This is a genomic window from Sphingobacterium sp. UBA1498 (assembly GCF_002325125.1).
GTDB lineage: Bacteria > Bacteroidota > Bacteroidia > Sphingobacteriales > Sphingobacteriaceae > Sphingobacterium.
In genome coordinates, this window is sequence record NZ_DCRG01000006.1 from 1 (window position 1) to 12,388 (window position 12,388).

Consider the following 12,388-nt stretch of genomic DNA (forward strand, 5'->3'; position numbering starts at 1 on the left):
ATAAATTTGAGACAGCTTCTTCTATAAATTTTAATGAGCATATTTCAACGGCCTATTTAGGGACTAATTCTTCAGTATATTATCAATTTTTTGGGTGATATCTACCAGATCAAAGGGTTTTGCGATAAAACCATTGGCCCCTAAGCCGCTTGCGATCTCTGGTCCATCCACGCTCGCCGAAAGCACGATGATGGGGGTATCTTTAATTTCGGGTGTGCTTCGGATCATCTTGATCAGTTGATCGCCGGAAATTATTGGCATCCAAAGATCCAATAACAATAGGTCCGGCTGATGAGAAATTAATTGCTTCGTCAGGTTGGTACTATTTGATTCGCATATGACATTAAATCCTTCCATATCTAAAAAAAGTTCGAGCATTTCGAGTATCCCTCGGTCATCATCACAGATCATTATCTTTTTAGTCTGCATATTTGTTAGTTATTGTTTACAATGGGTAATGTAAAATTAAAAGTAGATCCTTCCCCCAGCTCACTTTCTACCCACAATGTACCGTTGTGATTGACAATGATCTCGTGCGAAACGTAGAGACCAATGCCCAAACCCGGAAACTTTTTTTGTATATGGCTGACGCGGAAAAATCTTTCGAAAATCTTTAATCTGTCCTGATAGCTTATTCCCATACCGTAATCTCGCACAGAGACCTTTACAAAGTTAGCAACCCTATGAATACTAACTTCAATTTTCTTAGATTCTGGCGAATATTTAATAGCGTTTGATAGCAGATTATTGAGTACTTGGATAATCTGTAGTTCATCACCCTCCACGATACTATCCGAACTGCCTGAAAAATGAATATCAGCGTCAGGCACGGCCAGTCGCATACTCTCTACGGCGTCTTGAATCGTCTTATCGATCTCAAATGGTTCCATGTGCAGTTCCAAATTTCCAGATTGAATTTTAGAAGTATCCAAGAGTTTGGCTATAAGCAGGTTTAGCCGGTCGATATAGGATGCTATTTTATCTAATGTAGAAATATACTTTGGATCTGTATTTTCGACACTGAGCCGCTGTACAATCTGAAAAAGCCCCTTAATCGTTGTCAGTGGCGTTTTGAGCTCGTGGCTTGCGATAGACAAGAAATCATCTTTACGTCGGTCTTGCTCTTTCTTTTCAGTGATATCTTCGATCGCGATGAGGATCCGGTCTTTGTATTTGCCTTCAAATTCAATGCGGTAGGCATTCAGCAACATCACTTTTCGCCCAATATAAGGGAACGTATGATCCACTTCATAATCGATCACTGGATTATTGGTAGGCAGTATCTGTGTAAGCATTTCCTTTAACGATGCAATATCCCATTGCTGGTTACCCAAGTCAAATAACTGCTTTCCTACAGTTTCCTCTGTAGTGACTTTAAAAGAGTTTAAGAAATGCTTATTTGCGCTCAGAACATCATAATTCGCGTCTAATACCAAGAGACTCTCTCTAACTGTTTCAATAATACTGGATAAAAAACTTTCTTTGTCCTGAAGTTCTTTCGTCCTCTGCTGTATTTTGAGCTCGACATGTGACTTTTCTTCACGAAGATCGTGTTCTGCTTTTTTTCGATCACTGATATCATTTTGAACACCGATAAAATGTGTCACCTGTCCGTCTTCGTTTTTCACGGGGGAAATAAAAAGTTCGTTCCAAAAAAGGGTTCCGTCTTTGCGGTAATTACGAATTTCGATTTTGCACTCTTCACCCCGCAGAATCGCTTCTTTGATAATTCTACGTTCTTCTTGCGAACGATCTTGCGCTTGTAAAAAGCGGCAGTTGTGACCTATTATTTCCTCTTGTGCATAGCCACTGATGGTTTCGAAAGCTTTGTTACAATAAATAATAGGGTTGTCATGCTGCAAATTGTCTGTAATAATAATTCCCGAATAGGCTGAATTCAATGCTTTTAGATAAAGATCTATATCATTGTTCTTGTTCTCACTACGTTGCTTTGCATTGCTGTTTCCGGAAGGATTTTTTCTCATATACTATAGTATACCATGCTTAACCATGGTGCGCGAATTTAATTTTAAAATTCGAAATTAAATGGAAAACTGCAATAACTAATTTGAAATACCGTATAAATGCGGGTGACGACAAAGTTCGTATTGGCACTGCAGAGTAAACTTGAAATTTAACATAACCGATGGGCGGGGCTGAGTAGATTTATGATATTTAATAAGTTTATATGAGTTTTGTTAAATTGTTTATTTTTAGTTTTTTATGTTTAAAAATATTTTTGATTTTAACCGTTGATAATTTTAATTCTATTTCCTTATTGTCGGTCTAGGAATGTCGAAAACCTCTTGGAGACCTTTGTCATGCACTGCCAGAGTGTTGTTATCGTGTTATATTCGTTTTATGAGCAATCCTATTTGAAAAATTATCTAAAACATGAGCCGTACAGCAAATAAATTGAAGGGAATATTTCTTTATAAATATCATATTGTATTGATGTGCAGTGATATGTGTTTTTTATATATACTAAAGGTGTAATATGTGAATTAAGCTGTTGGGTTATTGAGAATAAAAATTATTCCTAAACATAAAGACCTTCTGTATTACGTGACAAGGCAAGTGGACAAGCGGCCAAGGGGTTGAAGTTGGGGGCTAATTTAAAAAAGACATCATAACGTCTTTCTGACGGATTAAATGTAGTTGATGTATGGCGGATATATAAAAAAAGTGCAACGGTTGCCCGGTGCACTTCGCAAGAAGATAAATAGATATCTCCTTGTGTGTTTACTTAATTATGCGATACGTACGTTAACTGCGTTAACACCTTTTTTACCGTTTTCTACATCAAATGTTACACTGTCATTTTCGCGTACTTCGTTGATTAATCCTGATACGTGTACGAAAATGTCATCTCCACCAGCAGCTGGAGTAATAAAACCAAATCCTTTTGTTTGGTTGAAGAATTTAATAGTTCCTTCTTGCATTGTTTTATATATTATATTAAAGTATTCTATAAATAAATTCGCGTTACGATACGGATATCTTAACCCTATTCAATCGATTTGTTTGCAAGAAATGATGTTTGTAGTTTAATGTGCTTGGGTATATTCAAGTTCAAAAAGGTACTTCACCTATTATTTTGACAACAAAAATTGCTTCTGAAGATGCGAAACTGAGCGGGAAGTGTTATAACTTTTCGATTTCAGAGAAGCAAATTGAGCCGATTATCTTCCAAATATAACTATAAAATATTATTAAACATAGTATTTATGAGCCTATTATTAAAATGAATGAGTAATTCCGCGATTAGGCCATTCTAAAGTAGGTTTTACAGACAAAATAAATTTGCACATCCATTTTTTTAAACTTGATATAGGAAAGCATTTATATTCATTCCAGCACCTACCGAAGCAAATAGGATGATATCGCCTTCATGTATCGATTGATCTTCAATCTCGCCTCGTTTGATGAGATCATATAGTGTCGGGATGGTTGCGACGCTACTGTTTCCCAAGCTATGGATAGTCATTGGCATGACATCGGCTGGGACCTTCATATTGTACAATGCGTAAAATCTTTTGAGAATGGCTTCATCCATTTTTTCATTGGCTTGGTGGATCAGTACTTTTTTTATCGCTCTGATATCGATACTAGCATTTTGAAGACAAGCTTGCATGGCCAAAGGAACTTTGCTGAGGGCAAACTCATAAATCTTACGTCCTTTCATCTTAATATATCGCGTTTCCGTATGTTGCTCATGCTGGTATGAAGGTCCAAAATTAAGGTAGTCGGATTCCTCAATGGCGTACGTTGCACTTTCAAAGGCCAAGAGGCCACGGCTGTCATGGGTTGCTTCGACAATTACCGCGCCGGCACCGTCTGCGTAAATCATAGAATCTCGATCAAAAGGATCAGTCACACGTGATAGCGTTTCTGCACCAATAACGAGACAGCGCTTTGCCATCCCTGATTTGATAAAAGCATTGGCATGCAGAACACCCTCATTCCAGCCGGGGCAACCAAATAATAAATCATAAGCGACGCATTTGGGATTGCTGATACCAAGTTTTTTCTTCACTCTGCTCGCTAGGCATGGTACTGTATCTGACTGGATTTTACCATATGGAATATCACCATAATTGTGGGCTAAGATAATATAGTCTAGTGTTTCTGCATCAATACCCGCATCATCAATGGCAAGTTGACCGGCTTTAAAAGCTAGATCGGAAGCGACTTGGTTAGCATCGGCGTAGCGACGCTCTTCAATTCCGGTAATTGCTTTGAATTTTTCGATGACTAGTTGAGACTGTTTAAATGGTAGCCCGTTCTCATCCAAAAAAAGATGATTTTTAAAGTAATCGTTTTTAATGCGATTTGATGGGACGAAGCTGCCCGATCCGATGATCTTAATATTCATAATATTTTCCTTTGTAGGCCTTGAACGGATTTAAATACTGTTAACTACGCTGATTTCTTGTGATCGCTACAGGCATATTGCTAACGTTTTATTTTTTATCGTTATTAATATACTAAATATTGTCGGAATGGGACTAATTTTGTCTTGAACACCATTCTAATAGGGGCTTGTATAAAGATTCCATATCTTTGTTTTTATTGTCTTTATAGCGGCTAAACAATTCGGCGTTAAATTCATCTGCTTTAGGAAATCCTTTTTTGTTCACCATCATATCATTGACGTTTTCGACAATCTGTCCAAATAGATCATAATCTTCGCCAAATTTGTCATAACAATACAAAATGAATAGTCCCCAAGTTAGGTATTCGTCGAACACTTTGACCGGACTTGGGTAATGGACTGTACTTTTATTCGATGCATCTATCCAGAATTCCCGGTTGTTAAATATGGTATCAATCTGTTTTTTATTTTTTTCACTCAGAGGTCCGACGTAGTTATGGTCTATTTCTGTGAAAATGATCCGGGTATTTATTGCTTTCTTAAATTTGGGACTCCAAGATTCGTCTTCACGAAGCGTGGGCAGAAAAAGTAATATTTCTTTGAATCCTTTATATTTGAAGGTGTGTGTTGCATTCATCCCGGCAATGAGGGGCGATGTCAATATACGATAACTGTTGATTTTGTAATTGAATCTTTTTTCTAACCATTCTTTCTGTTCGGCAATGGAAGCATATTCTTCATAGGCGGCGCGAAGACTATCGTAGTAGGGTTTATGCTGTTTATAAAATGCCCGGTATCCAGATTTTCTAATAAACTCTTCCAGTTCTTTTTTATAAGCCGGAATGGGGTTTGATTTGATCTGGTAATTTCCAACTCCTTTTGCCGGAAAAATATAGATGTTCGTCGGTATTAGTTCATCGTCTTTGAACTTGAAGCCATAAACATTTGCTGCTAAAAGAAAATAATTCGTTAAATTCTCTCGCAGTTGTTGGTCAAATTTCTTCACTATAGGTAGATCCGAAAATGCCGTAAAATGTGATTTGACCTCTTCAAAATATTCGGTATTCTGTTTGGTCATGTTTGGATTTTCTTTTCCAAAGTCCGTTATTGAAAAGATAATATAAACGAGTTCCTGTGTTTCATTGATTTCCACAGTTGTCTTGCCATCGTTATGCGCAATATAGGCATTGCTAAAATCCACCTCGCGTTGTTGACATTGGGCCAGATTCCAGGTTAAGATAAAACTTGTTAAAACTAAAATTAGATTTCTTTTCATTGTATTGTTGCTTTTACACGATTATTGACGGTATACCTTCCATGCTTCAGCCTTTATATGCCCGGCGGAGTTGTAAACAATTATGGATTCTCATTATTATATGAAATATTCCACCATGCAATTATAGGGAGATTTCTGCTGTCTTTTAAATAAAATTTGTTCAAGTAAGAATGAATTGCGCGATGTGGAGTGCTTGTGTATCTGGTTTTTTTAATTTAATATTGATTTTAACTTAATATTGAAGAAATCTTGTGCTTTTAATTTTGACATCGCAATGGAACATGTTCAGCCAATCAAATCTTCCAATCAGAAAAGTTTTAATATCGTATACGATAAGTACCATCGACAGATCTTCGGTTTTGTACTCAAGCGTACGCAATCGGACTATATCGCACAGGAGGTCACACAGCTGACCTTTATTAAACTCTGGAACCAAAGAGAGCGACTTGACGATCAGCTTAGTATCTTGGTACAGTTATTTGGGATGGCGCGGCAGGTGATGATCGACTTATTGCGTAAAGAGGCAACAAGGTTTAAATATGAGGGACAGGCCGCTGCAACTCCTTTTACAGACAGTTTGATCCGTGCGATAGAAAACAAAGAACTTTTGCGTATGATGGAAAAGGATATTCAGAACATGCCCAAAATGCGTCGTAAAGTTTTTGAAATGAGCCGTAAGGAAGGTCTTTCCCATAAAGAGATTGCGGTCCAATTTTCTATTTCCACAAAGACGGTGGAACAGCATATCAGTAAAGCACTTCTTCAGCTCAAACAACATCTTTATTCCATCATGCTCTAGGTTCGGCAACTTTAAATGTCGCTTTCCTATATTAAATAATTGTTAAGCACTAAGGGATGTCGTGCCGACCTGCGTAATAGTAGTATGAAGCATGACGAAAAGCAGCATCAGATTAAAAAGCAGATCTGGAAAATGCCCTTCCTGGTAGACGAAATTTTCAAGGACGAGGAATGGGGGCAATTTGATAGTACAGCGATGGAGGACGTTGTACCCACAGATGCGATGAAATCGCAGATTCAAGATGCCATTCAAGACGAGGAAGATGCACAGGGTCGCAAGGTTTTACGGCGGTATCGGTTGATCAAGATGCTTCGATACAGTGCTGCGGCGGCAATTATCGTTTTCTTTCCCTTCCATTTTGTCACATGGTGGACGCAAGATTCAGTTCCGCAGCCTTTTGAACAGCTGTCTGCAGCTAATCCGGTTGTAGAAGCTACAGATATGGCGTGGATTTCGAAAGAAAATAGAAATCTCCAGAGTATAGTTCTAGATCTACCTGATGGATCTCATGTGCGTTTATTCGCACAAAGTCAAATTCGCTATGTGAAAGATTTTGCTGACAATGCCCGCGACATTGAACTTGTGGGTAAAGCATACTTTGATGTGGCTTCAGATCCAAAACGTCCATTTTCAGTACTTGCCAATGGTACTAAAACGACGGCGCTCGGTACATCCTTTACGATTAATACCAAATTAAAACATCAAACTGTGACTGTTGCACTGCATACCGGTAAGGTGCTTGTTTCGTCCCTGAGCGATCATTTCAAAAACGTGTTTCTGGATGGCCCAGGTCAAAATCTGACCGTTTATAAAGGCGGAACAACCCGATTGGACGCCGTGCATAAAGAAAAACCAATAAAAGTACCAGACTTCGCTGTACCTGATTTATTAAATCTTAAAAACACGCCAATGTCCGCTTTGATATTGGGTTTAGAAACAGCATTCAAGAAGCAGATTCATTTGGGGGACAAGAGTATAGCGGCTATTCACTATACTGGTGAGATTGATGTACAGCAAAATTCCTTGAAAGATATCTTGACAACCATCTGTCTAATCAATGAATTGCGCTTTGTCGCCAATGCGGACGGCAGCTACACGCTTTACAAGCAGGAAAATACGATTACCGAACATCTAAACAATTAACAAATATGCTCAGAAAAACAAATCCGCAAAAAAGGAATCTGCTTATTTTTGCATTGCTTACAGCTGGACTTACCCAACTTCATGCACAGCAGCAACAGGTGAAAGGCGCTGTTCAAAATGAAAAGGGCGAGTTCCTCCCTGGTGTCAGCGTAAAAGCTATTCAGGTCAATGGAGGCTCTAGTGTGATCACCAGTACGAATAGCCAGGGACTATTCCATTTTCAGAATTTAGTGGAACATGTTGGTTATCAATTTGTGTTTTCGGCTGTCGGATTTCAGTCCGATACGCTTTCGGGTTATGTCATTGAAGCGAGAAAACCGTTGTCCCTGAATGTAAAGCTTCAGCGAGGCTTGGTTAAATTGGATGAAGTTGTGATTGGTTATGGTCGTGTGTCCAGAAAAGATCTGACAAGCTCGATCACCAGTGTTAAAGCGGAAGATGCGAATGTTGGTGTATTTACCTCACCAGCACAGATGCTGCAGGGTAAAGTTGCGGGGCTAACCATTTCGACAAATAACAGTAACCCAATGCCACGCCTTCTATTAGCCTAAGAGGTGCTTCAACCTTACGCAGCGGTGAAGCGATGGAACCTTATTATGTAATCGATGGTGTCCCGGGCGCATCGCTGGCCTTGGTGGCGCCAGATGATATTGCCTCGATCGACGTGCTGCGCGATGCCTCAGCGACCGCAATTTATGGCTCAAAAGCGGCCAATGGCGTTATTATTGTCACAACTAAGCGCGGGAAATCAGGGCAGACCAACATCAATTACAACGGTTATCTGGCGATCGATAAGGTGGCTAAGCATTATGAGATGATGAATGCTGCGCAATATAGGTCCTATGTCAATGATAATGGGTTTTCGATGGAACCAACGGACGACCTGGGGGCAGATACCGATTGGCAAAGAACGGTGGAGCGGACAGGGGTATCGAACAACCATAATATATCCATTCTTGGCGGTGCAGAAAAAACACAGTATAGCATTAGTCTCAATACCATCAAAAACAATGGGGTTATCAAAGGGACAGATATGGGGCGTCAGATTGCTCGAGCATTTTTGCAGACCAAGGCACTTAATGACCGGTTGACGGCGTCTTTCAATATCAACGCAAGTATCACCAAGCAGAATGATGTACTCGCTTTGGATCAGGGACTCAGTGTATATGATGCAATGTATTATTACCTGCCTGTATCGCCGATCCGAAATGCCGATGGCTCCTGGTTTGAAAAACCCGACCGTTCGCAATATGCCAATCCACTTTCCTTAATTGAGGAGAATACAAATTTTTCTAAAACAAAGGTCCTTCAGGCACATGCCAAACTGGGCTATGAGATCTTGCCCGGGCTGACCTATAATATTGATCTTTCGATGCAAAATAGGCAGTTCAACAACGCGCAATACTACGCGATGTCTTCAATGGCTGCACGTGGCCAAAATGGCAAATCTATCCGTGCCGCAGTAGAAGATGAACGGAAAGTGATGGAAATGAACCTGAGCTATGAAAAGACATTTGCCGGAAAGCACAAAGTAGCTGCACTGGCCGGTTATTCATGGGAGGAGAACAACAATAACGATGGCTTTCAATTGACGACCTCCGATTATTATAACGATGATTTAAGTTACTATAACCCTGGGATGGCGAATGTAGTTGATTTGTTGGGTTTTGGGAACTATTATCTTTCCACCTTGCGTATGATATCTGTTTATGGCCGGGTGAATTATGCTTATAACAGTAAATATCTGCTACAGGCGACCGTAAGACGTGATGGATCTTCGGCTTTTGGGTCCAACAATCGTTGGGCGACATTCCCTTCGGTGTCTGCAGCATGGCGCCTGTCGGAGGAATCATTCATCCGTGAAAGCGGAATTTTTGATGATTTGAAGTTACGTGCGGGTTATGGTGTGAGCGGCAACTCGCTGGGTTTTGATGCTTTTACTGCGCAGTCTGTACGTGGTGCTTCATCTAAGTTTTTTGATTATGTGAGTGCCGATGGTCAGGTAAGTCTATTACGTACTTTAATGGTGCTTCGCAATAGCAATCCAAACCTCAAATGGGAAACCACCAGCATGATCAATCTTGGCTTGGATTTCGGATTTCTCAAAAATCGCCTGACAGGATCTTTGGAGGTCTATAAAAAGAAAACAAGTGACCTGATTTATGATTATCAGGTAAGCAAATCGAAATATATCTATCCGACATTGACGGCCAACGTCGGGGAAATTGAAAACCGCGGGATCGAGCTTACTTTAAATGCAAAGGCGATCGATAAAGAACATTTCAAATGGAATACCGGCTTGGTGCTATCGCACAATACCAATAAGGTGGTGAGCATTGCTAACGAGCAGTTTACCCAGGATTATATCGAATTGTCGGATCTAGGTGGGGCTGGACAGACCAATGTTTTTCAGCAGAGGCTGACACCAGGAGCGCCTATCGGTCAGTTTTATACCTGGGAATGGGCAGGCTACAACGATGAAGGCGTGTCGGTATTTTATGTTCATGATGAGAAGACTGGAGAACGTACCGGCGAAACGACCACCACACCACAGAAGAAAGATCAGGCTGTGACGGGAAGTCCACAACCCAAGTTGACATTGGGTTGGAACAATAGTTTTCGTATAAGAATTTTTCTTTAAACGGAATGTTTCAAGGTGCTTTTGGACAGAAAATTATGAATGCTACCCGAGCGCGTAATTCCAACGTTGTCGGTAACGCAGGACAGAAAAACGTGCTTGCGAGTGTCGTGGAAACCGAGCGCATGACGGATATCAATGCGCATTACCTATCCGATCGTTACCTGGAAAATGGAAGCTACCTGCGTTTGGCTTATGTTACGTTGGCCTATACGATACCGATGAAAAATATACCGATTAAAAATCTAAGGGTATATGCAACGATGAATAACGTGTTTGTACTGACGAAGTATAAAGGAATTGATCCCGAGGTGGGCTTGGGAGGCTTGACACCGGGAATCGATAACCGCCAGACCTACCCACGCACACGTACGTTTATGTTTGGCCTTAATTTTAATTTATAAGACAGCGCTGTGGGATGGAAAACTTCTTATCGAAACAATCCTGTTGACATAAATGGAGTATGCCACACGGCCTATAGAACAAGAAATAATTTATATGAAACCAACACTATTTATTCGCTTATTTACTTTATCAGCATTGAGTTTTTCGCTGGGATCTTGTACCGATCTGGATGTTGATATAAAATCACAGCTGACGGAATTTCCAGATTCGGAACGTGCAGCTGAGGCAATTCTTGCTGATGTATATGCAGCTTACCGTGGCGCAATGGGGCGCGATCATTGGATGGCCCAAACACTCTCAGCAGATGAGGCCGTGAGTGTTTCCATGGGGACAGACTGGTTTGATGGCGGCCGATACCGTGAATTTCATGTGCACAATTGGAATGCCGACAACGGCCTCTTACCAAGTATCTGGAACGATGCTTCCACTGGAATAACCTTAGCCAATAATGCCATTGAATTATTTGGGGAAGATAAAGAAAAGCTGACGGCACCCGCCCGTGCCATCCGTGCTTATTATTATTTTATACTGATGGATAATTTTGGTGCTGCACCGTTGATCACAGGGCCTGTTGATGCCGTTCCTGCACGTTCAAGCCGTGCTGAAATTTGCCGTTTTATTGAGACCGAATTGCTTGCGGTGAAGGACTTGCTGCCGACCACAGTTTCTGTAGCAACCTATGGAAAAGCAACGAAATATATGGCCGAAGCATTACTGGCCAAGTTGTATCTCAACTGGGCTGTTTATACGGCTGCGGATGTAGCCAATTACAATCCAAGTGCACAAAATGAAAAATTAAATGATGTAGTTGCGATGTGCGATCAGATTATTTCCTCGGGACAGTTTAATCTGACAAGTCACAAGTTTATGGCCAAATTTCGCCCCGATAATGGTTATCAGGTAAAGGATTTTATTTTCGCCATACCTTACGATCGCGAAAAACAACAGGGTATGACCTATTCACGCTTTTGGATACATCGCAGTGCGCAGAATCAGTTTGCCACACTACCTCAAAGTGTTGGGGGAACTTTTCGTGTATTACCAAGCTATTTGGAGAAATTTAATCTGGAAGGCGACGAAAGGAATGCTTCATATATCGGTGGTAAGCAATATTATTGGTCAAATTATGTAGAAGATAAGACTCGTCCTTTTCTGATCAGAACTTCCAAACGCGGCATAGATCAGGATTATAATGCTGCAGATGCAGATGCGCAGTTTGATTGGCAGCTGGAGACCACGAAAGAAATTACGTTGCGTTCGGATGGCGCGGCCACGCTCAATGTGGGTAATGACCAAAAGGGGCGCTCGATGGGGTACAGATCCATTAAGTTTTATATGGACGTAGCCGTTACCTCAGCCAATCAGCGGAATCAGAGCAACGATGTACCGGTATTTCGCTATGCCGATATCCTGTTGATGAAAGCGGAGGCTATACTCCGTGGGGCTGCTGCCACCAGTGGTCAGACTGCACAATCCCTGGTTAATCAGATCCGTACCTATGTCAATGCACCTGTACTCACGGCAGCCCCAGATCTGCAAGATGTATTGGATGAGCGTGCAAGGGAGTTTGCCGACGAGTCCTGGCGTAGAAATGATCTGATCCGTTACGGAAAATTTGAAGATAACTGGGGATTCCGATCGCTGTATCCTGCCGGGATGAGCGAGAAGTTCCGTCGTATTTTTCCCGTACCAACAACTGTATTAAACGTAAACACCCACTGGCAACAGAATCCTGGTTATTAAAATCTATTG

Annotated in this window: 11 protein-coding genes; 6 read left to right on the forward strand and 5 right to left on the reverse strand. The window is 40.9% G+C overall.

Features of this window, described 5'->3' with window-relative positions; translation table 11 throughout:
- Nucleotides 1-63 precede the first annotated feature (63 nt).
- The 5 genes from B3139_RS07100 to B3139_RS07120 all read right to left on the reverse strand — a co-directional run bounded on the left by B3139_RS07100 (nt 64) and on the right by B3139_RS07120 (nt 5,651).
- On the reverse strand, nt 64-429 hold the full coding sequence (locus tag B3139_RS07100; RefSeq protein WP_209579874.1) for a response regulator: 366 nt from the start codon (nt 427-429) through the stop codon (nt 64-66).
- Nucleotides 430-434: 5 nt separating this feature from the next.
- Nucleotides 435-1,985, reverse strand: coding sequence for a PAS domain-containing sensor histidine kinase (locus B3139_RS07105; protein ID WP_293881294.1), 1,551 nt, complete (start codon nt 1,983-1,985; stop codon nt 435-437).
- Between the two features lie 765 nt (nt 1,986-2,750).
- Complete coding sequence (locus tag B3139_RS07110; protein WP_046676064.1) at nt 2,751-2,942, reverse strand: cold-shock protein; 192 nt, start codon at nt 2,940-2,942, stop codon at nt 2,751-2,753.
- Between the two features lie 377 nt (nt 2,943-3,319).
- On the reverse strand, nt 3,320-4,375 hold the full coding sequence (locus B3139_RS07115; protein ID WP_293881302.1) for a 3-oxoacyl-ACP synthase III family protein: 1,056 nt from the start codon (nt 4,373-4,375) through the stop codon (nt 3,320-3,322).
- Between the two features lie 133 nt (nt 4,376-4,508).
- Nucleotides 4,509-5,651 (reverse strand): DUF4932 domain-containing protein, encoded by a 1,143-nt coding sequence (locus B3139_RS07120; protein WP_293881304.1) that lies wholly within the window; start codon nt 5,649-5,651, stop codon nt 4,509-4,511.
- 274 nt (nt 5,652-5,925) lie between these two features.
- Between B3139_RS07120 and B3139_RS07125 the strand changes: the two genes are divergently transcribed.
- The 6 genes from B3139_RS07125 to B3139_RS07150 all read left to right on the forward strand — a co-directional run bounded on the left by B3139_RS07125 (nt 5,926) and on the right by B3139_RS07150 (nt 12,379).
- Nucleotides 5,926-6,450, forward strand: a complete 525-nt coding sequence (locus B3139_RS07125; RefSeq protein ID WP_293881306.1) for a sigma-70 family RNA polymerase sigma factor — start codon at nt 5,926-5,928, stop codon at nt 6,448-6,450.
- A gap of 84 nt (nt 6,451-6,534) precedes the next feature.
- On the forward strand, nt 6,535-7,593 hold the full coding sequence (locus tag B3139_RS07130; RefSeq protein WP_293881308.1) for a FecR family protein: 1,059 nt from the start codon (nt 6,535-6,537) through the stop codon (nt 7,591-7,593).
- Nucleotides 7,594-7,598: 5 nt separating this feature from the next.
- A complete protein-coding gene (locus B3139_RS07135) occupies nt 7,599-8,144 on the forward strand; it encodes a carboxypeptidase regulatory-like domain-containing protein (protein WP_293881310.1) in 546 nt (181 codons plus the stop codon).
- Between the two features lie 32 nt (nt 8,145-8,176).
- A complete protein-coding gene (locus B3139_RS07140; RefSeq protein WP_293881312.1) occupies nt 8,177-10,234 on the forward strand; it encodes a SusC/RagA family TonB-linked outer membrane protein in 2,058 nt (685 codons plus the stop codon).
- Between the two features lie 5 nt (nt 10,235-10,239).
- Nucleotides 10,240-10,635: a TonB-dependent receptor gene (locus tag B3139_RS07145; RefSeq protein ID WP_293881314.1), complete on the forward strand. Its 396-nt coding sequence runs from the start codon at nt 10,240-10,242 to the stop codon at nt 10,633-10,635.
- 94 nt (nt 10,636-10,729) lie between these two features.
- Nucleotides 10,730-12,379: a RagB/SusD family nutrient uptake outer membrane protein gene (locus B3139_RS07150; RefSeq protein WP_293881316.1), complete on the forward strand. Its 1,650-nt coding sequence runs from the start codon at nt 10,730-10,732 to the stop codon at nt 12,377-12,379.
- Nucleotides 12,380-12,388 lie beyond the last annotated feature (9 nt).

Bases quoted from the DNA above. Each gene is read 5' to 3' on its own strand.
- B3139_RS07135 (WP_293881310.1), top strand. From the start codon at position 7,599: ATGCTCAGAAAAACAAATCCGCAAAAAAGGAATCTGCTTATTTTTGCA.
- B3139_RS07140 (WP_293881312.1), top strand. From the start codon at position 8,177: ATGGAACCTTATTATGTAATCGATGGTGTCCCGGGCGCATCGCTGGCC.
- B3139_RS07145 (WP_293881314.1), top strand. From the start codon at position 10,240: ATGTTTCAAGGTGCTTTTGGACAGAAAATTATGAATGCTACCCGAGCG.
- B3139_RS07115 (WP_293881302.1), bottom strand. From the start codon at position 4,375: ATGAATATTAAGATCATCGGATCGGGCAGCTTCGTCCCATCAAATCGC.
- B3139_RS07150 (WP_293881316.1), top strand. From the start codon at position 10,730: ATGAAACCAACACTATTTATTCGCTTATTTACTTTATCAGCATTGAGT.
- B3139_RS07130 (WP_293881308.1), top strand. From the start codon at position 6,535: ATGAAGCATGACGAAAAGCAGCATCAGATTAAAAAGCAGATCTGGAAA.
- B3139_RS07125 (WP_293881306.1), top strand. From the start codon at position 5,926: ATGGAACATGTTCAGCCAATCAAATCTTCCAATCAGAAAAGTTTTAAT.
- B3139_RS07110 (WP_046676064.1), bottom strand. From the start codon at position 2,942: ATGCAAGAAGGAACTATTAAATTCTTCAACCAAACAAAAGGATTTGGT.
- B3139_RS07100 (WP_209579874.1), bottom strand. From the start codon at position 429: ATGCAGACTAAAAAGATAATGATCTGTGATGATGACCGAGGGATACTC.
- B3139_RS07120 (WP_293881304.1), bottom strand. From the start codon at position 5,651: ATGAAAAGAAATCTAATTTTAGTTTTAACAAGTTTTATCTTAACCTGG.
- B3139_RS07105 (WP_293881294.1), bottom strand. From the start codon at position 1,985: ATGAGAAAAAATCCTTCCGGAAACAGCAATGCAAAGCAACGTAGTGAG.